Source organism: Mesorhizobium sp. P2_B5, assembly GCF_056404775.1.
Genome location: NZ_JBFUDJ010000001.1, coordinates 326,903 through 349,669, shown reverse-complemented (window position 1 = coordinate 349,669; position 22,767 = coordinate 326,903). Strand labels below are relative to the sequence as shown.

The 22,767-nt window shown below is 62.7% G+C and carries 20 protein-coding genes and 1 pseudogene; 15 read left to right on the top strand and 6 right to left on the bottom strand.

Features of this window, described 5'->3' with window-relative positions:
• Nucleotides 1-12: 12 nt before the first annotated feature.
• Nucleotides 13-1,269 (top strand): D-amino acid dehydrogenase, encoded by a 1,257-nt coding sequence (locus AC1D1N_RS01805; protein ID WP_477346252.1) that lies wholly within the window; start codon nucleotides 13-15, stop codon nucleotides 1,267-1,269.
• A 3-nt stretch (nucleotides 1,270-1,272) separates the two neighbouring features.
• Here AC1D1N_RS01805 and AC1D1N_RS01800 read toward each other — a convergent pair whose 3' ends face one another.
• Together AC1D1N_RS01800 and AC1D1N_RS01795 are read right to left on the bottom strand one after the other, a co-directional pair.
• On the bottom strand, nucleotides 1,273-1,818 hold the full coding sequence (locus tag AC1D1N_RS01800) for a phospholipase D-like domain-containing protein (RefSeq protein ID WP_477346251.1): 546 nt from the start codon (nucleotides 1,816-1,818) through the stop codon (nucleotides 1,273-1,275).
• 133 nt (nucleotides 1,819-1,951) lie between these two features.
• Nucleotides 1,952-2,833 carry a LysR family transcriptional regulator gene (locus AC1D1N_RS01795; protein ID WP_477346250.1) on the bottom strand — a complete coding sequence of 294 codons (882 nt, stop codon included), beginning with the start codon at nucleotides 2,831-2,833 and terminating at the stop codon, nucleotides 1,952-1,954.
• Nucleotides 2,834-3,209: 376 nt separating this feature from the next.
• Here AC1D1N_RS01795 and AC1D1N_RS01790 point away from each other — a divergent pair, with 376 nt between their 5' ends.
• Complete coding sequence (locus AC1D1N_RS01790) at nucleotides 3,210-4,706, top strand: CoA-acylating methylmalonate-semialdehyde dehydrogenase (protein WP_112559720.1); 1,497 nt, start codon at nucleotides 3,210-3,212, stop codon at nucleotides 4,704-4,706.
• A 64-nt stretch (nucleotides 4,707-4,770) separates the two neighbouring features.
• Here AC1D1N_RS01790 and AC1D1N_RS01785 read toward each other — a convergent pair whose 3' ends face one another.
• Nucleotides 4,771-5,571, bottom strand: coding sequence for an SDR family oxidoreductase (locus tag AC1D1N_RS01785; protein WP_477346249.1), 801 nt, complete (start codon nucleotides 5,569-5,571; stop codon nucleotides 4,771-4,773).
• Nucleotides 5,568-5,897 carry a nuclear transport factor 2 family protein gene (locus tag AC1D1N_RS01780; protein WP_477341068.1) on the bottom strand — a complete coding sequence of 110 codons (330 nt, stop codon included), beginning with the start codon at nucleotides 5,895-5,897 and terminating at the stop codon, nucleotides 5,568-5,570. The genes AC1D1N_RS01785 and AC1D1N_RS01780 overlap by 4 nt, the downstream gene beginning before the upstream one ends.
• A 158-nt stretch (nucleotides 5,898-6,055) precedes the next feature.
• Here AC1D1N_RS01780 and AC1D1N_RS01775 point away from each other — a divergent pair, with 158 nt between their 5' ends.
• A complete protein-coding gene (locus AC1D1N_RS01775; protein ID WP_162712008.1) occupies nucleotides 6,056-6,379 on the top strand; it encodes a winged helix-turn-helix transcriptional regulator in 324 nt (107 codons plus the stop codon).
• Between the two features lie 228 nt (nucleotides 6,380-6,607).
• Entirely contained in the window at nucleotides 6,608-6,919 is a 312-nt protein-coding gene (locus tag AC1D1N_RS01770; protein ID WP_477346248.1) for a hypothetical protein, read from the top strand.
• Between the two features lie 8 nt (nucleotides 6,920-6,927).
• On the opposite strand, the gene AC1D1N_RS01765 is transcribed toward AC1D1N_RS01770, so the two are convergent.
• Nucleotides 6,928-7,617 (bottom strand): GntR family transcriptional regulator, encoded by a 690-nt coding sequence (locus AC1D1N_RS01765; RefSeq protein WP_162711999.1) that lies wholly within the window; start codon nucleotides 7,615-7,617, stop codon nucleotides 6,928-6,930.
• Between the two features lie 69 nt (nucleotides 7,618-7,686).
• Between AC1D1N_RS01765 and AC1D1N_RS01760 the strand changes: the two genes are divergently transcribed.
• The 3 genes from AC1D1N_RS01760 (at nucleotide 7,687) to AC1D1N_RS01750 (ending at nucleotide 11,059) form a co-directional block, all read left to right on the top strand.
• Entirely contained in the window at nucleotides 7,687-8,580 is an 894-nt protein-coding gene (locus AC1D1N_RS01760; protein WP_477346247.1) for a dihydrodipicolinate synthase family protein, read from the top strand.
• Nucleotides 8,581-8,643: 63 nt separating this feature from the next.
• Nucleotides 8,644-10,044 carry an NAD(P)/FAD-dependent oxidoreductase gene (locus tag AC1D1N_RS01755; RefSeq protein ID WP_477346246.1) on the top strand — a complete coding sequence of 467 codons (1,401 nt, stop codon included), beginning with the start codon at nucleotides 8,644-8,646 and terminating at the stop codon, nucleotides 10,042-10,044.
• Nucleotides 10,045-10,057: 13 nt separating this feature from the next.
• Nucleotides 10,058-11,059 carry a 4-hydroxyproline epimerase gene (locus AC1D1N_RS01750; RefSeq protein WP_436261832.1) on the top strand — a complete coding sequence of 334 codons (1,002 nt, stop codon included), beginning with the start codon at nucleotides 10,058-10,060 and terminating at the stop codon, nucleotides 11,057-11,059.
• Here the strand turns inward: AC1D1N_RS01750 and AC1D1N_RS01745 are convergent.
• Nucleotides 11,052-11,957 carry a LysR substrate-binding domain-containing protein gene (locus tag AC1D1N_RS01745; protein WP_477346245.1) on the bottom strand — a complete coding sequence of 302 codons (906 nt, stop codon included), beginning with the start codon at nucleotides 11,955-11,957 and terminating at the stop codon, nucleotides 11,052-11,054. The two genes, AC1D1N_RS01750 and AC1D1N_RS01745, sit on opposite strands and share 8 nt — an antisense overlap.
• Before the next feature lie 133 nt (nucleotides 11,958-12,090).
• Between AC1D1N_RS01745 and AC1D1N_RS01740 the strand changes: the two genes are divergently transcribed.
• The 8 genes and pseudogenes from AC1D1N_RS01740 to pyc all read left to right on the top strand — a co-directional run bounded on the left by AC1D1N_RS01740 (nucleotide 12,091) and on the right by pyc (nucleotide 22,745).
• Nucleotides 12,091-12,477 carry an ectoine synthase gene (locus AC1D1N_RS01740; protein ID WP_112559712.1) on the top strand — a complete coding sequence of 129 codons (387 nt, stop codon included), beginning with the start codon at nucleotides 12,091-12,093 and terminating at the stop codon, nucleotides 12,475-12,477.
• Nucleotides 12,478-12,926: 449 nt separating this feature from the next.
• Nucleotides 12,927-13,829: a branched-chain amino acid ABC transporter permease gene (locus AC1D1N_RS01735; RefSeq protein WP_112559711.1), complete on the top strand. Its 903-nt coding sequence runs from the start codon at nucleotides 12,927-12,929 to the stop codon at nucleotides 13,827-13,829.
• A 4-nt stretch (nucleotides 13,830-13,833) separates the two neighbouring features.
• On the top strand, nucleotides 13,834-15,429 hold the full coding sequence (gene livM / locus AC1D1N_RS01730) for a high-affinity branched-chain amino acid ABC transporter permease LivM (protein ID WP_112559710.1): 1,596 nt from the start codon (nucleotides 13,834-13,836) through the stop codon (nucleotides 15,427-15,429).
• Nucleotides 15,429-16,535 (top strand): annotated as a pseudogene (locus AC1D1N_RS01725) (ABC transporter ATP-binding protein); the annotation flags it as partial. The gene livM and the pseudogene AC1D1N_RS01725, both read left to right, overlap by 1 nt.
• 11 nt (nucleotides 16,536-16,546) lie before the next feature.
• Nucleotides 16,547-17,275: an ABC transporter ATP-binding protein gene (locus AC1D1N_RS01720; RefSeq protein ID WP_477347348.1), complete on the top strand. Its 729-nt coding sequence runs from the start codon at nucleotides 16,547-16,549 to the stop codon at nucleotides 17,273-17,275.
• A 112-nt stretch (nucleotides 17,276-17,387) separates the two neighbouring features.
• Nucleotides 17,388-17,735 (top strand): DUF6867 family protein, encoded by a 348-nt coding sequence (locus tag AC1D1N_RS01715; protein ID WP_352556725.1) that lies wholly within the window; start codon nucleotides 17,388-17,390, stop codon nucleotides 17,733-17,735.
• A gap of 137 nt (nucleotides 17,736-17,872) precedes the next feature.
• Complete coding sequence (locus AC1D1N_RS01710) at nucleotides 17,873-18,994, top strand: branched-chain amino acid ABC transporter substrate-binding protein (RefSeq protein ID WP_112559706.1); 1,122 nt, start codon at nucleotides 17,873-17,875, stop codon at nucleotides 18,992-18,994.
• A 292-nt stretch (nucleotides 18,995-19,286) separates the two neighbouring features.
• Nucleotides 19,287-22,745 carry a pyruvate carboxylase gene (pyc, locus tag AC1D1N_RS01705; protein WP_477346244.1) on the top strand — a complete coding sequence of 1,153 codons (3,459 nt, stop codon included), beginning with the start codon at nucleotides 19,287-19,289 and terminating at the stop codon, nucleotides 22,743-22,745.
• The last annotated feature ends 22 nt before the right edge of the window (nucleotides 22,746-22,767 follow it).

Genomic DNA, 22,767 nt, shown 5'->3' with positions numbered 1-22,767 from the left:
GAGAGTGATGCGATGAAGATCTTCGTGTTGGGCGGCGGCGTTATCGGGGTCACCACAGCCTACTACCTCGCCGAGGCCGGCCACGAGGTCACGGTGTTCGACCGCCAGAAAGGGCCGGCGCTGGAAACCAGCTTCGCCAACGCCGGCGAGGTTTCGCCCGGCTATGCCTCGCCCTGGGCCGGTCCCGGCATTCCGCTGAAGGCGATCAAATGGCTGTTGATGAAGCATGGCCCGCTGGTCGTGCGACCGGCCTTCGATCCTTACATGTGGACGTGGCTGCTCAAGATGCTGCGCAACTGCACTGCCGATCGCTACGCCATCAACAAGGCGCGCATGGTGCCGCTCGCCGAATACAGCCGCGACACGCTGAAGGCGCTGCGCGAGGCGACCGGCATCGCTTATGACGAGCGGACCAAGGGCACGCTGCAGCTGTTTCGCACGCAAAAGCAGCTCGACGGCACTGGCGGCGATGTCGAGGTCCTAAAGAAATATGGCGTGCCCTACGAGTTGCTCGATCCCGATGGCTGCATCGCGGCCGAGCCGGCGCTGGCCGGCGTGCGGGAAAAGTTCGTCGGCGGCCTCAGGCTGCCCGGCGACGAAACCGGCGACTGCAAGATGTTCACCGACAGATTGGCCGAGCTCTGCGTGGCGCGCGGCGTTACCTTCGAATATGGCACGCAGATCAGGCGCTTCACCAAGAACCGCAATCGCATCGTCAGCTTCGGCACGGACCAGCGCTCGCGCGCGGCCGACGCCTATGTGCTGGCGCTGGGCAGCTATTCGGCGCGCTTCATGCGACTGCTCAGGCGTCCGATCCCGGTCTATCCGGTCAAGGGTTACTCGATCACCGTGCCGATCAAGGATGCGGCGGCTGCACCGGTATCGACGGTGATGGACGAAACCTACAAGGTGGCGATCACCAGGCTAGGCGGCCGCATCCGCGTCGGCGGCACGGCAGAGATTTCGGGCTTCGATCTCAGGCTGCACGAATCGCGCCGGCGCACACTCGAACATTCGGTCGGCGATCTGTTCCCGGATGGCGGCGACCTCAAGGCCGCGTCGTTTTGGTGCGGACTGCGGCCGATGACGCCGGATGGGCCGCCGCTGATCGGCCGCACCGAGTTCTCCAATCTGTATCTCAACACCGGCCACGGCACGCTCGGCTGGACCATGGCCTGCGGCTCGGCCAAGGTGCTGTCCGACATCATCTCCAGCAAGGTGCCGGATATCGATGTGCGGGAGTTGGGGCCGGAGCGGTATTTGAGGTAGGGATCAGAACGCTTCCTTCACCCAGCCTTTCGAGAACAACCACCGGTAGGCCCAGGGTATCGTCACCTTGGTCGATACCGGGTTCGAATGGGCGACATAGTCGTCATAAACCGGTTTCATTCTGGTGTAGAAGGCGGGGTCGAGCACCATCATGCCGTTCTCCAGATCGTGGAAGAAGCTGCGGTTGTTGAGGTTAACCGACGAGATCGTCACCAGCCGTTCGTCGATCATCATGATTTTGGAATGCAGCACGACATCGGGCGCCTTGAATTCGCGGATGTTGATGCGGTCGCCATATTTCTCGACGAACAGCTTGTTGAGCGCGGTCAGCAACTTGCCGCCAATGTCGCCCTTGAGGTCGATGCGGCCGATAATGTCGATCCTGACACCACGCGCCAGTGCCCGCTCGATGGCCAGGCTGAGCTTCGGCGTCAGATTGAGGTAGGGATTGACGATTTCGATGTGATGCTGGGCAGTGTCGATCAGTTCGACGAAATACGTCTCCAGCGCGGAGAACAGCTCGCGTTTTGATCCGCACCAGCTTTGCAATAAGATGTCCCACCCGGCGCAGCCAGTCCCACGTGATCGGCGACATTGCGCTTGCCGCCACACTCGCCGACTTTGTGGCTTTGATTTGGCGCATGTCCGCACCCGACCCGATTCCGATTTTCACAGCCATGCGCTACACGAACAGCCCGCGCTCCCTCTCCACCGCCTTGGTGATGAAGTTGGCGACGATCTGCACGCGGCGGAGAGGGCGAACCGATTCATGATAGACCAGCCAGTAGGCGCGGCGGATCGGCGCCACGATGTCGACGGGGATCAGCTCCGGCATCGAGCGGGCGACGAAGGTGTGCAGGATGCCAATGCCGGCGCCGGAGCGCACCGCCTCGGCCTGGCCGAGGGCCGAGGAAATGGCAAAGCTGGTGCGCCAGTCCGGGCTGAACTCGGCCGCATAGTCGAGCGATGGGCTGACGATGAGGTCCGGCACATAGCCGATCAGCGTATGCTGGCTAAGTTCCGCTGATGTCCGCGGCAGGCCATGTGCCTCAACATAGACGCGGGAGGCAAACAGGCCGAGCGTGTAGTCGACCAGCTTTCCCGCCACCAGCCTGCCTTCGCTCGGCCGCTCGACGGTGATGGCGATGTCGGCCTCGCGCCGTGACAGCGAGAAGGAACGCGGCACCGGCACCAGCTGGATGGTCAGTTCGCGGTGCAGCGCCGTCAGCGCACCGAGACGCGTGGCGAGGAAGGCGACGCCGAACCCGTCGGGCGCGCCGATGCGCACCGTGCCGGAAATATCGTCGCCTTCGCCCGACACGGTTGAGCGCGCAGCGATCATGTCGCCCTCCATTCGCTCGGCAATGTCGAGAAAGCGCTCGCCGGCCGGCGTCAGCTCGCTGCCGGTGGTGAGCCGGCGAAAGAGTTTTGTGCGCAGCGCATCCTCGAGCGCCGCGATGCGGCGTGAGACGGTGGCGTGGTTGAGCTCGAGGCGCTTGGCGGCACCGAGGATCTGGCCAGCGCGGGCCACGGCGAGGAAGATGCGGACGTCATCCCAGTTCATGGGGATAGTCCGATTTAATAGCGAACGCCGCGTTCCCGCCCACCCCCCTCTGGTCTGCCGGCCATCTCCCCCGCAAGGGGGGAGATTGGATGTCACTCCGGCTTTCGCCAATCTTGACCGCTGAAAGAAAGGCACCGTCGCTGACGCTGCTGATCTCCCCCCTTGCGGGGGAGATGGCCGGCAGGCCAGAGGGGGGTGTGAAGGATCGCAACTCTCTATCCTTGCTGCCAATCAACAGAACATCGCTATTTGCGGCAATTAATGCACACCCATCGGCTGTTGTCTATTTGCCGCACAACGGTTGCGTTCTCCCTCGCGTTGCCTTCGCGCCTGCAAAGGCGTTGAATGCATCATCACAAACTCAGGGAGAGAAACCATGATCGAATACGGTCATTTCATCGGCGGCAAGCATGTCGCCGGGACCAGCGGGCGCAAGCAGGATGTCATGCAGCCGATGGACGGCACGGTGCGCGGCACGGTGGCGCTGGCTTCGCCAGCGGAACTGCGCGCGGCAGTCGAGAATGCCAAGGAGGCGCAGCCGAAATGGGCCGCCACCAACCCGCAGCGCCGCGTGCGCGTCTTGATGAAATTCCTCGAACTGGTCGCCCGCGACTATGACGAACTGGCCGACATACTGGCGCGCGAGCATGGCAAGACCATCGCCGACGCCAAGGGCGACATCCAGCGCGGCCTCGAAGTGGTTGAAGTCTGCATCGGCGCGCCGCACATGATGAAGGGCGAATTCACCGACGGCGCCGGCCCCGGCATCGACGTCTATTCGATGCGCCAGCCGCTCGGCGTCGTCGCCGGCATCACGCCGTTCAATTTCCCGGCGATGATCCCGTTGTGGAAGATCGCGCCGGCAATCGCTTGCGGCAACGCGTTCATCCTGAAACCTTCCGAGCGTGACCCGGGCGTGCCGATGCGCATCGCCGAACTGTTCATCGAGGCCGGCTTGCCGGCCGGCATCCTCAACGTCGTCAATGGCGACAAGGATGTCGTCGACGCCATTCTCGACGATGCCGATATCAAGGCCATCGGCTTTGTCGGCTCGACGCCGATCGCCCATTACATCTATTCGCGCGGCACGGCGGCGGGAAAACGGGTGCAGTGCTTCGGCGGCGCCAAGAACCACATGATCATCATGCCCGACGCCGACATGGACCAGACGGTCGATGCGCTGATCGGCGCCGGCTACGGCTCGGCCGGTGAGCGCTGCATGGCGATCTCGGTGGCGGTGCCTGTCGGCAACGACACCGCCAACCGGCTGATGGAAAAACTGGTCCCGCGTGTCGAAAGCCTAAAGGTTGGCCCATCGACCGATTCCTCCGCTGATTTCGGCCCGCTGGTGACGCGCCAAGCTCTGGAGCGGGTCAAGGGCTATGTCGACATCGGCGTCAAGGAAGGCGCCAAGCTGGTCGTCGACGGCCGCGGCTTCTCCATGCAGGGCTACGAGGACGGCTACTATATGGGCGGCTGCCTGTTCGACAATGTCACCGCCGACATGCGCATCTACAAGGAAGAGATTTTTGGGCCGGTGCTGTCGGTGGTGCGCGCGCCGACCTATGAGAACGCCATCAAGCTCGCCAACGATCACGAAATGGGCAATGGCGTCGCCATCTTCACCCGCGACGGCGATGCCGCGCGTGACTTTGCTTCCCGAGTTCAGGTCGGCATGGTCGGCGTCAACGTGCCGATCCCCGTGCCGATCGCCTATTACACGTTCGGCGGCTGGAAGGCCTCGTCCTTTGGCGATCTCAACCAGCACGGCCCGGATGCATTCCGCTTCTACACCAAGACCAAGACGGTGACGTCGCGCTGGCCGTCCGGCATCAAGGATGGCGCGGAATTCGTTATCCCGACGATGAACTGACGTCTGGTACTTGTTCCACGGTCAGGGGCGCAACTTTGTTGCGCCCCTGATCTTTTGCATGACGTCACACCGTCGGAATCGTGCCGCCGTCGATGACGTATTCGGCGCCGTGGATCGCCGAGGCGCGGTCGGAAACAAGGAAAGCCACCAGTTCCGCAACCTCTTGCGGCCATGCCGGCCGGCCGATCGGGATGCCGCCCAGCGCATCCATGATGCCCTGGCGGGCGGTTGCCTCGTCCGAACCCGAGTGGGATGCCAGCCGCCTCACCATGGCTTCTGAAGCGGTGGTGTGGATCCAGCCCGGCGCCACGGTGTTGACGCGAATCCCTTTCGGCCCGAGCTCCTTGGACAGCGCCTTGCTGTAGGTCGATAGGGCCGCCTTGGCTGCCGCATAGGCGATGGTGGATTCGTGTAGCGGCAGGCGGCGCTGGATCGACGATATATGGACGATGGCGCCGGAGCCTTGCTCGATCATATGCGGGACAAGCAGGCGATCGAGCCGCACAGCCGCCAGCAGGTTGAGGTTTAGTTCATCTTGCCAGGCCTGCTCCGACAGTCCGGCAAATCCTCCCCCTGGGCTCTTCGAACCGCCGACGCTGTGAACGATGATGTCGACGCCACCAAGCTGTTCCATGACATTTGCGGCCACTTTTTCGGTCCCTGCCAGAGTGCTGACGTCGGCCTGCACGAACAGCTTCGGCGATGATGCTTCGGTTGCCGAACGAGCGATGGTGACAACCAGCGCGCCCGCCGCCGAAAGCCTGGCAACGATGGCCTCGCCGGCACCCTTGGTGCCGCCGGTGACCAGAACGCGACTGCCGGCAAATTCCTGGGCGTCGACCGCAAATTTCTGGACGATGGTCATGCGCCGATCTCCAGCCGCGCGATCCGGTCGCCCGCCAGCGTGAAGTTGTAATGGAGCGTCGCAGGGCTGCCGGGGAAATTACCTGAGACGAGGCCGGCGACCCGCCATGCCTGACCATTGGCCGTCGCGTCGGCGACCTCGACAGTCACCCGGTATTTGCGTGTGGTTGCATCCATCCAGTCGCGGATGGCGTCCGACCCCTGATGGATTTCGCCTTCGTCGCGAACCGTCGCATCCGGTGCGAAGGGGGTGAGCATGGCGTCGATGTCGTGCCGGTTCTTGGCAGCAAAATAATCCGCCAGCAACTGGGGAAGTTTTACGGTCATGATTTCGTCTCCGGTTCCGGTTGTCGCTCCGCCGGCTTGACGTCGGCGGTGCTTGTCCGGCCCCTAAAGTGAGGTATGCTGCGGAAATGACAAGAACCGACGAAAAGGTAAGGTACTTACCCGAAAGTAAGGTTGAGCCTGAAAGCAAGGTCGAGCCGCTGACGCCCTCATCTGCTGCAAGCGGCGTAGAGAATGTGCTGCGAATCCTCGAAGGCCGCTGGAAACTGGTGATCCTGTTCCACCTGTTCGGCGGCAAGGTGCTGCGCTTCTCCGATCTCGAACGGGCGATCCCGGCGATCTCGCAGAAGATGCTGATCCAGCAGCTGCGGCAGATGGAGTCCGATGGCATCGTTCGCCGTATCGTGCATCACCAGGTGCCGCCGAAGGTCGAGTATTGTCTGACCGACTGGGGTCAGGCCCTGTGCCCGGCGCTCGATGCCTTGCTGAAATGGGCAGCACTTCGCGAACCGGCGGAAGTCTGACGCCGATCGTTGTCCTGCAACGCGCCGCAAGCCCCGAATGGTGCTTGTTTTCGGATCGGGGCCTCACCATATCGATTCAAGGGAATGATAAAATTCCCTGACGACAGACCGGAAAACCAGAAGGAGTGACGTGATGAAGACGTCGAACCCGGCCTGGAGCGTTTCGGTGTATTGAGGCTGCCCCATGTGCCTCCCTTTGCCGGAACGCCAAGGCGAAGGAGGTGCCCGATGGCACACAAATTTTCGTTTCGATGGATCAGGATAGCCGCGATCGGCACCGCGCTGGTGCTGTCGACGCTATCGGCGCAGGCGCAATTTATCTGCGGTGGTCACAGCGACCTCGTCGCGGGGCTGGCGCAGGCCTTTCAACAAAAGCAGATCGGCTACGGTGTGGTCGGCGAGGCCGCCATTGTCGAGATCTATGTTGCGGCAAATGGGACCTGGTCGATGCTGGTGACCGACGTGAAGGGCCGAAGCTGCATCTTCGCGACCGGTGACGGATGGGAGAATACCGCCATCGCCACCGCGCAAGGGATCTGATCGCCCGTTCAGCGCGTCGCCGCCGTCTCGGCATGGCCACGCAGCAGCGCCATCAGGCGCTTGGCGTCCTTGGCGGCGGCTTCCTCATCGCCGTCCAGGATCGAGCGGATCAGCGCGACATGGTGCTCGGCGGATTCGGCGAGCCCCGTATCGGCCTTGTAGCGAAACCAGAAGCGGCGGCTGTGGGTCTGCAAGGGCGCGGCCAGCCGGGCTGCGAACGGGTTGTCGGCGGCCAGCGCCAGCGCCTCGTCGAGCGCCTTGTCGGCCTGGATGAAGGCCAGCACGTTGCCCGAGATGACCGCCTTCTGCATGGCAAGTGCTGCGTCGTGAAACATGTCGGCGGCCTCGCGGGTGACGAAACGGGCGGCTGAGCGTGCCAGCACCACCTCGACGCCGCGGCGCGCGTCAAGCACGCGCAGCCAGTCGCCGGGGTGCAGCGGGGCAATGGCGATGCCGGCGCGTGGCCTTATGTCGAGCAAGCCTTCCCAGGCCAGGCGCTGGATCGCCTCGCGCACTGGCGTGCGGCCGAGGCCGAGCCTTTCGATCAGGGCGCCCTCGGTGACAAAGCTCGCCGGCGCCAGTTCCAGCGTCACGATCATATGCTCGAGCGCGCGATAGGCCTTGGTGGCAGCCGGCTCTGGGGATGCAGTGTCGGTGGATATCAAAGGTCCGCTCCTGATATATTTTAGATATATCATGGCAGATTCCGCATTGACAGTGGATTTCTTAGCAGATATACGGCTGATATATCAGATGGAGATTCAGCTATGTGGACCGGAGTTTTCCCCGCCGTCACGACCAAATTCACTGCTGACGACCGCCTCGACCATGCCGAGATGGAGCGCTGCTTTGCCTTGCAGATGGAGGCCGGCTGCGACGGCATCATCGTCTGCGGCTCGCTCGGCGAAGGCCCGATGCTGTCGCATGACGAAAAGATCGAGGTGCTGAAGACGGCACAGAAAGTCGCCGGGAACAAGCCGGTGCTGCTGACGGTCAACGAGGCCGGCACCCGCGAGGCGGCAAGCATCGCCAAGCGCGCCGCCAAGGAAGGCGCCAACGGGCTGATGGTGGTGCCGAGCCCGATCTATCACACCAACCCGGAAGAGACGGTCGCCGCCTTGCGCGCCGTCGCCCAGGCCGGCGACCTGCCGGTGATGATCTACTCCAACCGGCTCGCCTACCGCGTCGACGTCACCGTCGACCAGATGGAGGAGCTGGCCGCCGACAAGCGCTTCGTCGCCATCAAGGAATCGTCCGACGAGATCCGCCGTTCGACCGAGATCATCAACCGCTTCGGCGACCGCTACGACCTCTTCACCGGCGTCGACAATCTCGCTTTCGAGGCGCTGTCGGTCGGCGCCATCGGCTGGGTAGCTGGTCTGGTCACGGCCTTCCCGCGCGAGACCGTCGCCATCTACCAACTGATGAAGCAGGGCCGCCGCGAGGAGGCGCTTTCGATCTACCGGTGGTTCCGGCCGCTGCTCGATCTCGACGTGTCGACCTATCTGGTGCAGAACATCAAGCTTGCCGAAGTGTTCGCCATCCAGACCAACGACCGCGTGCGCATGCCGCGCCAGCCGCTGTCAGGCGAGCGCCGCAAGACAGTCGAGAAGATCGTCAAGGACGCATTGGCGGTACGGCCGAAGCTGCCGACGTTCTGAAAGCTTTCTTCTCCCCGTTCACGGGGAGAAGATGGCGGCAGCCAGAAGAGAGGCAGCGCCAGCGTGCAAGGAAATTCCAAATCGGCAGAGGCGGGGCGCCGCCCCTCATCCGCCCTTCGGGCACCGCAGCCCTTCGCTGGCGCTCCGGGCGTTCGTCGTTCTCAAAGCCAAGCAATTGGCTTTTCGTCCGCTGCGCGGACCACTCCTCACCCCCGTGAGCGGGGAGAAGGGGAAGACATCGCCATCGTCGGTGGCGGCATTGTCGGCATCTGTGCCGCAGCCCTGCTGGCTGAGGCCGGGCGCAGCGTCACCATCTTCGACCGGACCGGCATTTGCGAGGAAACCAGCTCCGGCAATGCCGCCGCCTTCGCCTTCTCCGATGTGCTGCCGATGGCGCATAAGGGCATGATGCGGCAATTGCCGAAATGGCTTGCCGATCCGCTCGGACCGCTCAGTATCCCACCGGCCTATCTGCCGAAGCTCCTGCCATGGCTGTTCCGCTTCTGGCGCGCTGGCGCGCCGCGGCATTATGAGGCGAGCCTTGTGGCACAGGCGGGCATGATGAGGCTCGCCGAGGCCGAATGGATGGGGTTGCTCGAGCGGTCCGGCACGCGGCCGATGCTGCACGAGGATGGTTCGCTGGAACTTTACGAAAGCGAGGCAGAGTTCCAGGCCGGACTGTCGGGATGGGCGGCGCGAGAGCGCTTCGGCATCGGCTTTCGCCATGTCGAAGGCGAGGAACTGGCGCGGCTGCAGCCTGGGCTGTCGCCGCGCTTCATCAAGGGCACGTTCGTGCCGGGATGGAAGACCGTTGCTGACCCGAAACTGCTCGGCAAGGCAGTGTGGGCCTATGCCGAAGGGTTGGGCGCGCGTTTCGAAAAGGGGCGCATCGAGCGCGTCGTGGCCGATCATGCTGGCGCGACGCTGACGCTGGCCGACGGCACGACCAGACAGGCGAGACACCTTGTCGTCGCGGCCGGGGCATGGTCGCATCTGCTGGCCAAGAACCTCGGCGACATTATCCCGCTGGAGACCGAGCGCGGCTACAACACGACATTGCCGAAGACCGCCTTCGCCGTGCAGCGGATGCTGATCTTCTCCGGCCACGGTTTCGTCATCACGCCGCTCGACACAGGCTTGCGCGTCGGCGGCGCCGTCGAGTTGGGCGGACTTGACCGGCCGCCGAATTTTGCACGCTCGAAGGCGATGCTGGAAAAAGCCCGACAATTCCTTCCGGGGCTGGACCCGTCAGGCGGCCGCGAATGGATGGGCTATCGTCCGTCGCTGCCGGATTCGCTGCCGGTCATAGGCACGGCGCGCACTGCGCCCAACGTTGTCTACGCCTTTGGCCATGGCCATCTCGGCCTGACCCAGGCGGCGGCCAGCGGCCGCTTGATCCGCGATCTCGTTCTCGGGCAGACTTCGCCGATCGATCTTACCCCCTTCAGCCCGCAACGGTTTTGAGTTCGAGGAAATCATGGCCAAAAAATCCTTCTTCTGCATCGACGGCCATACTTGCGGCAATCCGGTGCGGCTGGTTGCAGGCGGCGGTCCCTTGCTCGAGGGGTCGACGATGATGGAACGGCGGGCGCATTTCCTGGCGGAGTATGACTGGATCCGCACCGGGCTGATGTTCGAGCCGCGCGGCCATGACGTGATGTCGGGCTCGATCCTTTATCCGCCGACGCGCGAGGATTGCGACATCGCCATCCTGTTCATCGAAACGTCGGGCTGCCTGCCGATGTGCGGCCACGGCACGATCGGCACGGTGACGATGGCCATCGAACATGGGCTGATCAAGCCGAAAACGCCGGGTGTGCTCAGGCTCGACACGCCGGCCGGGCTGGTCATCGCCGAATACAAACAGGTTGGTGATTATGTCGAAGAGGTGCGTATCACCAATGTGCCGTCCTTCCTTTATGCGGAAGGGCTGACGGTGGAGTGTCCGCAGCTTGGCGAGATTACCGTCGATGTCGCTTATGGCGGCAATTTCTACGCCATCGTCGAACCGCAGGCGAATTACCGCGATATGGCTGACTACTCCGCTGGCGATTTCATCGCCTGGAGCCCGGTGGTGCGGCAGCGGCTCAACGAGAAGTATTCGTTCGTGCATCCGGAAAATCCTGAGATCAACCGGCTGTCGCACATGCTGTGGACGGGCAAGCCGACGGTGGCGGGCGCCGATGCGCGCAATGCCGTCTTCTATGGCGACAAGGCGATCGACCGCTCGCCCTGCGGCACAGGCACTTCGGCACGCATGGCGCAGCTTCACGCCAAGGGCAAGCTCAAGGCCGGCGACAGCTTCGTCCATGAATCGATTATCGGTTCGCTGTTCAAGGGTAAGGTCGAAGAGGACGTCACCGTTGCCGGTAAGCCGGCCATCATCCCTTCGATCGGCGGCTGGGCGCGGATGACCGGTCTGAACACTATCTTCATCGACGACCGCGATCCGTTCGCGCATGGGTTCGTTGTCAAGTGAGATTGCTGGGCGGCTGATCATCCGGCCCGACAGAAACCTCACGACGGAACCAGTCGGCGAAGGTGAGTGCGGCGGGGGCGGCATTCGCCGCCATGGTCAGGAAGTAAGCCTTGTCGCGGTTCGTCGATATGTCGGACAGGACCACCAGGTCGCCGCGCTTCAGTTCGTCGCGAAAGACATCGACCGGGCATAGCGCCACGCCATGCCCGGCGATGACCGCGGTGGCAAGGATGTTGAAGTCGGCAAAGACCGGCCCGTTGCCGACATCGACCTTGGCCAGTCCGGCCTCGGCAAACCAATCGCTCCAGCCCTGGCGGTTCTCGTCGTGCAGCAGGTCGGCGCCGGCGATCCCGGCAGGTATCCTGAGATGCTCCCTGCCGGCCAGATAGTAGGGGCTGCACACTGGGCGGTTGAGGCGCGAAAACAGTTTCAGGCTGGTGGCGCCGGGCGTCGGATCGGCGCCGAGCGTGATCAGCACATCATTGTCGCCATCGCCAAGCCTGTCCTCGGCTTTGGCATAGGCGACGCGCATGCCGATGTCGGGGTGACTGGCGGTGAAGGCTGGCAGGCGAGGCACAAGCCAGCGGCTGGCGATGGACGGGATGCAGCCGACAGAAATCGTCGCCGCCGCGGCATTGCGGCGGATGCGCCGGCAGGTGGCGCCGAGTTCGGCAAGGGCTGCGCTCGCTGACGCCTGCAGGATCACGCCGGCATCGGTCAGCCTTACCTTGCGCGCGTCGCGGTGGAACAGAGGCACGCCCAGCCACTCCTCCAGGCGCCTTATCTGGTGACTGATCGCCGGATGGGTCACATGCAACTCTTCGGCGGCAACGGAAAAGCTCAAGCGGCGGGAGGCAGCCTCAAAGGCCCGGATGGCATTCAGCGGAATGTAGTCCATCTGTAAGATTTACTAACATGACCGGTGAGAAGCAATCATTTGAAAGTCCGCCCGGCATGCGGCATCTCTGCCGTGGATCACCAATCCATCCGCAACTTCCCGGTCCTTGGCCGGCATCCGCAGGGAAATCATCATGTTCACCAGACAATTGGCTGATGTAGAAAAATCTGACTTCTTCGTGAATTGGGGCAATGGCACCAGCCACCGGCTGCTGACCCGGCAGGACGGCATGGGCTTCACCGTCTGCCACACTGTCGTGCGCGCCGGCAGCGAATCGCGCCTCCACTATGTCAGGCATTTCGAGGCCTGCTACTGCATCGCCGGCGCCGGCGAGGTCGAGGACATGTCCGGTACGGTGCATCGCATCGAACCGGGTACGATCTATGTGCTCAATGAGCATGACGAGCACTATCTGCGGGCCGACGCTGCAGGCGACATGATCCTGGTCAGCGTTTTCAATCCGCCCTTGAAGGGCACGGAGCGGCATGCGCTGAGCGACGACGGTGGATCCGCCTACTGATCACAGACGCGCAGCCGCTTCCTTGCCCGGCGGTCTGGCCTGGAAGCCCGGTTTTTTTTATACTGTCTTCTATCGACCATCACGATCCACTTGCGCACAGCCAAGGCCAAGCGGCAAGAATCTTGCCCCCGAGGAAAGGAATGTGGCTAAAAAACGAAGCCTCTCAGAAGCGCAACGAATCGTCTCATCACCTAATTTTGACGGCGATTTCTTCGAAATGAGGTGCATGGTCCGGCTGAATCGTCAAAGACATTGCGTTATGCCAATGATAGGGTCCGCGATAGTCCAGGGGTCGGGAGCAAAAAAACGGACAATCGGAAGGCGTGCCGGCAAAACACGCACGACGTTTGAAAAATCACGTTGCAATCCGGGCTCGAAACTTTACGACTAGGGGAAATACGAAAAGGAATGCGTCTGCATGGGCGACATTCCAGGGGAGCCATGTACACATGCAGTACTTTGTCCAGCAGCTTATCAATGGGCTGACGCTGGGATCGATCTATGGGCTGATCGCAATCGGCTACACGATGGTCTACGGCATCATCGGCATGATCAACTTCGCCCACGGCGACATTTTCATGGTCGGGGCCTTCGCCGCCCTCGTCGTCTTCCTCATTCTCGGCTCCTTGTTCTATTCGGTGCCGATCGTCCTGGCGCTGCTGATCATGATGATCGTGGCGATGCTGCTCACCAGCCTCTACAACTGGACGATCGAGAAGGTGGCCTACCGGCCGCTGCGCGGTTCGTTCCGGCTGGCGCCGCTGATCACCGCCATCGGCATGTCGATCGCGCTGTCGAACTTCATCCAGGTGACGCAGGGTCCGCGCAACAAACCGATCCCGCCGATGGTCAGCCAGGTCTACAACATCAACGGCATCAGCGTGTCGCTGAAGCAGATCATTATCGTCATCGTCACCGCGCTGCTGCTGGCGCTGTTCTGGTACCTGGTCAACAGGACCTCGCTTGGCCGCGCCCAGCGCGCCTGCGAACAGGATCGCAAGATGGCCGCGCTGCTCGGCGTCGACGTCGACCGTACGATCTCGATCACCTTCATCATGGGCGCAGCGCTTGCGGCCGTCGCCGGCACGCTGTTCCTGATGTACTACGGCGTTATCGCCTTCTCCGACGGCTTCGTGCCGGGGGTCAAGGCCTTCACCGCGGCCGTTCTCGGCGGCATCGGGTCTCTGCCGGGCGCCGTGCTTGGCGGGCTGCTGATCGGCTTCATCGAAAGCATGTGGTCGGCCTATTTCTCGATCGACTACAAGGACGTCGCGGCGTTCTCCATCCTGGCGATCGTGCTGATCTTCCTGCCTTCCGGCATTTTGGGCCGGCCAGAAGTCGAAAAGGTCTGAGACAATGGCGGTTACCGTATCCTCGGAGCGCGACACCGTCGCCTCCCCCGTGCAGCGCGCATTTCGTGAGGCGCTCTATGCCGGTGCCATCTCGCTGGGCCTGTTCGTTCTGTTCATCGGCCTGAAGACCGACCAGAACATCAGCAACCAGCTGATCCTGGTGACGCGCTGGTGGCTGCTCATCACCGTGGTCGTGCTGACCATGCTTGGCCGCTTCTTCTACATTGCCTATGGCCAGCCCTTCATGGCCAATCAGAAGATCGCCAATGTCGCCACCGGTCTGTTGCCGGCCAGCGTGGCGTCGCGCTTCTTCCTGCTTCCGGCCTTTATCGTGGCCATCGTGCTGGCAGCGATACTGTTTGTGTTCGGCGGCGCCTTGCCGGGCCTGGTAGGCGAGGGTCTGGCCGGCTATCTGCAGTTCCTGCGCGCGCTGGCCGTCATCTATGCGCTGGCCTGTGTGATCTTTTACTTCCGCGCCTACATCCATGACAATTTCACCAAGCTCGGGATCACCGCATTGGTGCTCTATCCGGTCCTGGTCGTCGGCGTGTTGTCGCTGATGTCGTGGTCGTTCGTCGGCGGGCTGCAGGGCTCACTGAAGTGGATCGACAATTTCGGCATCCAGATCCTGATCTATGTGATGCTGGCCTGGGGGCTGAACATCGTCGTCGGCCTCGCCGGTCTGCTCGATCTCGGTTACGTCGCCTTCTACGCGGTCGGCGCCTATGCCTATGCGCTGCTCGGCTCTCACTACGGCCTGTCGTTCTGGATCCTGCTGCCGGCGGCCGGCGCCATGGCCGCCTTCTGGGGCGTGATGCTCGGCTTTCCGGTGCTCCGGCTGCGTGGCGACTACCTGGCGATCGTCACTCTGGCCTTCGGCGAGATCATCCGCCTGGTGCTGATCAACTGGCGTGAAGTCACCAACGGCTCGGCCGGCATCTCTGGTATTCCGAAGGTCACGTTCTTCGGCCTGATGACGTTCAATTCGACGGACCCGAACTATATCGGCAAGGTGCTGCACATCGCCCAGTCGAGCGCCTACTACAAGATATTCCTCTACTATCTGATCCTGGCGCTGGCGCTGCTGACCGCCTTCGTCACGATACGGCTCAGGCGCATGCCTGTCGGCCGCGCCTGGGAGGCACTGCGCGAGGACGAGATCGCCTGCCGCTCGCTCGGCATCAACACCACCACCACCAAGCTCACCGCCTTTGCCACCGGCGCCATGTTCGGCGGTTTTGCCGGCGCTTTCTTCTCCGCACGGCAGGGCTTCGTCAGCCCTGAATCCTTCGTCTTCCTGGAATCGGCGATCATCCTGGCCATCGTTGTGCTCGGTGGCATGGGCTCGCTGGTCGGTATCGCGGTCGCCGCAATGGTGATGATCGGCGGCACCGAGGCATTGCGGGAACTCGACTTTCTCAAGCAGGTCTTCGGCAAGGATTTCACGCCGGAGCTTTACCGCATGCTTCTGTTCGGCATGGCCATGGTCATCGTCATGCTGTGGAAGCCGCGCGGCTTCGTCGGTAGTCGTGAACCGACAGCCTTCCTCAAGGAGCGAAGAGCGGTCTCCAGTTCCTTCACCAAGGAAGGACACGGCTGATGAATGCGAGTTCGATTCAGAAGACCAATCCGGGCATGAAAGACGCCATCCTCCAGGTCGAGCATCTGTCGATGAAGTTCGGCGGCCTGGTCGCCATCGGCGACCTGTCCTTCCAGGCCAAGCGTGGCGAGATCACCGCGCTGATCGGACCCAACGGCGCCGGCAAGACCACCGTGTTCAACTGCATCACCGGCTTCTACAAGCCGTCGGAAGGCATGATCACGCTTAACGGTGCCGACGGCTCGACCTTCCTGCTCGAACGGTTGCCCAACCACGAGATCCCGGCGCGCGCCAAGGTGGCGCGCACCTTCCAGAACATTCGCCTGTTCTCGGGCATGACGCTGTTGGAGAACCTCTTGGTTGCCCAGCACAACAAGCTGATGAAGGCATCGGGCTATACGATCCTGGGCCTGTTCGGGATCGGCGGCTACCGCAGGGCTTCGGCCGAATCGGTGGAGCTTGCCAAGCACTGGTTGGAAAAGGCCGATCTCGTCGATCGCGCCGACGATCCGGCCGGCGATTTGCCTTATGGCGCGCAGCGGCGCCTCGAGATCGCGCGCGCCATGTGCACGGGGCCCGAGCTTCTGTGCCTCGACGAGCCGGCGGCCGGTCTCAATCCGAAGGAATCGGCCGCGCTCAATTCGCTGCTGATGGACATCAAGAGCAGCACCTCGATCCTGCTGATCGAGCACGACATGTCGGTGGTCATGCAGATTTCCGACCATGTCGTGGTGCTCGAATATGGCCGCAAGATTTCCGACGGCAGCCCGCAATCGGTGCGCACCGACCCACGCGTCATCGCCGCCTATCTCGGCGTCGACGACGAGGAGGTCGAGACGGTGCTGACCGAGGTCGGCGATGAAGACGTCATCGAGCAGTTGGACATAGGGCCTGACACAGCGCACGGACCAGGCACGTCGTCGTCTTATCTCGCCGGCCCGGTGAGCGACACGATCGGCCACAGCGAGGGCGAGCGGGTCACGGTGTCGAAGGGCGCCTCGAAGGCAGCTCAATTCGATGCAAAGGCCAACGTCGCGCCGAGAAAACCAACCGAGCGGGCCACGGCCAAGCCCGCCGGGAAATCCCCGACATCCAAGCCGCGCGGAGGGCGTAAATGATGGCCGAGACAACGTTGCTCGACATCAAGGGCGTCGAGACCTACTACGGCAACATCAAGGCGCTGAACGGCGTCAATGTCCACGTCAACGAGGGCGAGATCGTCGCTTTGATCGGCGCCAACGGCGCCGGCAAGTCGACGCTGATGATGACCATCTTCGGGGCGCCGCGGGCTCGCGCCGGCACCATCACTTTCGCGGGCACCGACATCACCCAGATGCCGACGCACGAGATCGCGCGCATGCGCATCGCGCAGTCGCCGGAGGGCAGGCGCATTTTCCCGCGCATGACGGTGATGGAAAACCTGCAGATGGGCGCCGGTCTCGACAACCTCAAGCACTATGACGAGGATGCCGAGAAGGTGTTCACACTGTTCCCGCGCCTCAAGGAGCGCATTGCCCAGCGCGGCGGGACGCTGTCGGGCGGCGAGCAGCAGATGCTGTCGATCGGACGCGCGCTGATGGCGCGGCCGAAGCTGCTTTTGCTCGACGAGCCGTCGCTGGGCCTGGCGCCGCTGATCGTCAAGCAGATCTTCGACGCCATCCGCGAGCTGAACCGCACGCAAGGGCTGACCGTGTTCCTGGTCGAGCAGAACGCCTTCGGCGCGCTCAAGCTCGCCACGCGCGGCTATGTCATGGTCAACGGCAACGTGACCATGAGCGGCACCGGCAAGGAATTGCTCGCCAATCCGGAAGTGCGCGCGGCCTATCTCGAAGGCGGCCATCACTGAGTTTGGAGCGGAATCCATGCATACAGTATTCCGCTCCAATTTGTTTGTTTGTCGCATGACCTTTGTCCGAAAAGTCTGCAACTTTTCGGGATCATGCTAGGGAGTCTTCACGATGCAAGGCATTCTTCACGAGGAACCTTCCATCTGGCAGTTCTTCTTCGTCACCTGTCTGCTCGGCGGCTGGGCGGCATGGATGACCGGCAAGGCAAGCGCCCAGACATGGCGCAGCCTGCCGACGCTGTTCGCCTACCTGCTGGGGCTCGGCATCGGCATCAGGTTCATCCATCATGCCCTGTTCGGCGGTACAATGTTTTCGCTGCAATACTATGTCGTGGACACAATCGTGCTCATGATATTGGGGTTTGTCGGCTATCAATACACGCGCACCAACCAGATGGTGACGCAGTATAATTGGCTTTACGAACGTGCTTCGATCTTAAGCTGGAAACCGAAAGGCTGACGTTCATCATTAACGCCGTTCCGGGGATGAATCGGCGTGACAAGGGCCTGAAAATCGGCAAAGTACGCTTTCTGCGATAAGGGTGGGCATCGCATGAAAGTATCATCCACGCCCACCTCGTAAATGGGAGCGTTTAAATGAAGAAATCACTTTTGTCCGCCGTTGCCCTGACCGCGCTTGTCGCGTTCGGCGGTAACGCATGGGCTGATGTCCTCGTCGGCGTCGCCGGTCCGATCACCGGCCCGAATGCGGCCTTCGGTGCGCAGCTGCAGAAGGGTACGGAAGCGGCTGTCGCCGATATCAACGCAGCAGGCGGCATGAATGGCGAGCAGATCAAGCTTGAAGTCGGCGACGACGTCTCCGATCCGAAGCAAGGCATCTCGGTCGCCAACAAGTTCGTCGGCGATGGCGTCAAGTTCGTGGTTGGCCACTTCAACTCGGGCGTCTCGATTCCGGTGTCGCAGGAAGTCTACGTCGACAACAATATCGTCGAAGTGACCCCAGCGGCGACCAACCCGAAATTCACCGAGCGCGGCCTGTGGAACGTGTTCCGCACCTGCGGACGCGACGACCAGCAGGGCGGCATCGCCGGCGCCTACATTGCGGCCAACTTCAAGGACGCCAAGGTTGCCGTCATCCACGACAAGACCCCCTACGGTCAGGGCCTTGCCGACGAAACCAAGAAGGCGATGAACGCAGCCGGCCTGACGGAAGTCATGTACGAAGGCGTCAATGTCGGCGACAAGGACTTCTCGGCACTGATCGCCAAGATGAAGGACGCCGGCGTCACCCTGATCTATTGGGGCGGCCTGCACACCGAAGCCGGCCTGATCATCCGCCAGTCGGCTGACCAGGGCCTCAAGGCTACCTTGATGTCGGGCGACGGCATCGTCACCGACGAGCTGGCTGCGATCGCCGGCGACGCGGTTATCGGCACGCTCAACACCTTCGGCCCGGATCCGCGCCTGATCCCCGAGAACAAGGCACTGGTCGAGAAGTTCCGCGCCCAGGGCTTTGAGCCGGAAGCCTACACGCTCTACTCCTACGCTGCCATGCAGGTCATTGCTGCGGCCGCTGCCGTGGCCAAGTCGAACGACCCGGTGGAAGTGGCGAAGGCGATGCATGAGAAGGGTCCGTTCAAGACCGTTCTGGGCGACCTCGCCTATGACGAGAAGGGCGATCCGAAGCTCCCGGGCTACATCATGTACGAGTGGAAGAAGGGTCCGGACGGCAAGATCACCTGGCTGCCGAAGACCTGATCGGATAACGCAATCCCTACGAAATGCCCGGCGCTTGCGCCGGGCATTTTTCTTTTAACCTGCCGGAGCGCGTAGCGACGGCATTGGCTAAAAAAGAACCATTGGCCGGGAGCGGATTGTGCGCGGGATGACAATTCGCGTCACTTGGCGACGCCATTCGCACGCAGTCTTTCGCTTTGCAGTGCTAGAATCCATTTAAATCGGTTTAATCGCCTCCCGATTTTGGTTGCACTGCAGCATTTTCGCGTTAATCATTGCTGAGCCCATCCCTCCCTGTCCGGAGCCTTCTTCCTTGGCCATCACGAAGATCCTCGTCGCCAACCGGTCCGAAATTGCCATCCGCGTCTTTCGCGCGGCCAACGAGCTCGGCCTCAAAACCGTGGCGATCTGGGCCGAGGAGGACAAATATTCGCTGCATCGGTTCAAGGCCGATGAAAGCTACCAGGTCGGGCGCGGGCCGCATCTGGCCAAGGACATGGGGCCGATCGAAAGCTATCTGTCGATCGAGGAAGTGATCCGCGTCGCCAAGTTGTCCGGCGCCGACGCCATCCATCCGGGCTATGGCCTTTTGTCGGAAAGCCCTGAATTCGCAGATGCCTGCGCCGAGGCCGGCATCACCTTTATCGGCCCGAAGCCAGACACGATGCGCCGGCTCGGCAACAAGGTCGCCGCGCGCAATCTCGCCATCGAGGTCGGCGTGCCGGTGATCCCGGCAACCGACCCGCTGCCGGACGACATGGACGCGGTCAAGAAATTGGCCAAGGAAATCGGCTATCCGGTGATGCTCAAGGCATCGTGGGGCGGTGGCGGGCGCGGCATGCGCGCCATCCGCGCCGAGGCCGATCTGGTCCGCGAAGTCACCGAAGGCAAACGTGAGGCCAAGGCCGCGTTCGGCAAGGACGAGGTCTATCTCGAAAAGCTGATCGAGCGCGCCCGCCATGTCGAGGTCCAGGTGCTTGGCGACACGCACGGCAATGCCGTGCATCTGTTCGAGCGCGACTGTTCGATCCAGCGCCGCAACCAGAAGGTCGTCGAGCGGGCGCCGGCGCCCTACCTCAGCGAGGCATTGCGCCAGGAGCTTTGCGGCTATGCGCTCAAGATCGCACGCGAGACCAGCTATATCGGCGCCGGCACGGTGGAATTCCTGCAGGACGCCGACACCGGCAAATTCTACTTCATCGAGGTCAATCCGCGCATCCAGGTCGAGCACACCGTCACCGAGCAGGTGACCGGCATCGACATCGTCAAGGCGCAGATCCACATATTGGACGGCTTTGCCATCGGCACGAAGGAGTCGGGCGTGCCGGCGCAGGCCGACATCAGGCTGAACGGCCACGCGCTGCAGTGCCGCATCACCACCGAGGATCCGGAGCATAGTTTCATTCCGGATTACGGCCGCATCACCGCCTATCGCGAAGCCGCCGGTTTCGGTATCCGCCTCGACGGCGGCACCGCCTATTCGGGCGCGGTCATCACCCGCTTCTACGATCCGCTGCTGGAGAAGGTGACGGCCTGGGCGCCGACACCGGCAGAGGCGATCGCCCGCATGAACCGGGCCTTGCGCGAGTTCCGCATCCGCGGCGTGGCGACCAACCTCACCTTCCTCGAGGCGATCATCAATCACCCGCGCTTCGCTGACAATTCCTACACGACCAGGTTCATCGACACGACGCCGGAGCTATTCGCGCAGGTCAAGCGCCAGGACCGCGCCACCAAGCTGCTCAACTATCTGGCCGACGTCAGCGTCAACGGCCATCCCGAAACCCGCGGCCGTCCGATGCCGAAGGCCGATGCGGCAGCGCCCGTCGTGCCCTATCTCAACGGCAATGTGCCGGGCGGCAGCAAGCAGAAACTCGACGCGCTGGGGCCGGAGAAATTTGCTGCCTGGATGCGTGAGCAAAAAGAGGTGCTGGTCACCGACACGACGATGCGCGACGGCCACCAGTCGCTGCTCGCCACCCGCATGCGCACGCATGACATTGCCGGGATTGCCGGCACCTATGCGCGGGCACTGCCGCGGCTGCTGTCGCTGGAATGCTGGGGCGGCGCCACTTTCGACGTCGCCATGCGCTTCCTCACCGAGGATCCGTGGGAGCGGCTGAGCAAAGTGCGCGAGGCCGCTCCCAACCTTTTGCTGCAGATGCTTCTACGCGGCGCCAACGGCGTCGGCTACACCAACTATCCCGACAATGTCGTGCAGCATTTCGTCAAACAGGCAGCGGTTGGCGGCGTCGACCTGTTCCGCGTCTTCGACTGCCTGAACTGGGTCGAGAATATGCGCGTCGCCATGGACGCGGTGGGCGCCGAGGGCAAGCTGGTCGAAGCGGCGATCTGCTACACCGGCGACATCCTCGATCCGGCGCGCGCCAAATACGACCTCAAATACTATGTCGGGCTGGCGAAGGAATTGCAGGCCGCGGGCGCCCACATCATCGCCGTCAAGGACATGGCGGGGCTGTTGAAGCCGGCCGCCGCACGCGTGCTGTTCAAGGCGCTGCGAGAGGCGACCGATTTGCCGATCCACTTCCACACCCACGACACGTCAGGCCTGTCGGCGGCGACGGTGCTGGCGGGCGTGGAAAGCGGCGTCGACGCCATCGATGCGGCGATGGATTCCTTCTCCGGCAACACCTCGCAGCCTTGCCTCGGCTCGATTGTCGAGGCGCTGAAGGGAACCGAGCGCGATCCCGGCCTCGACCCGCAATGGATCCGCAACATCTCGTTCTACTGGGAAGCGGTGCGCAACCAGTACGCCGCCTTTGAAAGCGACCTCAAGGGGCCGGCCTCGGAGGTCTATTTGCACGAGATGCCGGGCGGCCAGTTCACCAACCTCAAGGAACAGGCGCGCTCGCTCGGGCTGGAGACGCGCTGGCACGAGGTGGCCCAAGCCTATCACGACGTCAATCTGATGTTCGGGGACATCGTCAAGGTGACGCCGTCATCCAAGGTGGTCGGCGACATGGCGCTGATGATGGTGAGCCAGGACCTCACCGTCGCCGACGTCGAAAACCCGGCCAAGGACATCGCCTTCCCGGACTCGGTCATCTCGATGCTGCGCGGCGATCTCGGCCAGTCGCCCGGCGGCTGGCCTGCGAAGCTGCAGAAGAAGGCGCTGAAGGACAACAAGCCGATCACCGTGCGGCCGGGCTCGCTGCTCAAGCCGGCCGACCTCAAGGCCAGCCGCAAGGAAATCGAGGAGAAGCTGGAGCGCAAGCTCTCGGAGTACGAATTCGCGTCCTGGCTGATGTATCCGAAGGTGTTCACCGACTTTGCCGCCGCGCAGGAGACCTACGGGCCGGTCAGCGTGTTGCCGACGCCGACCTATTTCTACGGCATGAAATCCGAGGACGAGATCTTCCTGGACATCGAGAAAGGCAAGACGCTTGTGGTGCGCTGCCTTGCCATCGGCGATGTCGATGAGAAGGGCATGGTCACCGTGTTTTTCGAGCTCAACGGCCAGCCACGCCGCGTCCGGGTGCCGGACAGGGCGCACGGCGCCTCGGCGGCCAAGGCACGGCGCAAGGCCGAGCCCGGCAACGAGGCGCATGTCGGCGCGCCGATGCCGGGCGTGGTCTCCGCGCTTGCGGTTGCCGCCGGCCAGGCGGTCAAGGCTGGTGACGTGCTGCTCTCCATCGAAGCCATGAAGATGGAGACGGCGCTGCATGCCGAGCGCGACGGCACGATCGCCGAAGTGCTGGTCAAGGCCGGCGATCAGATCGACGCGAAGGATCTGCTGATCGCCTTTGGCTAAGGCGTACTGATATTCAGGTGAG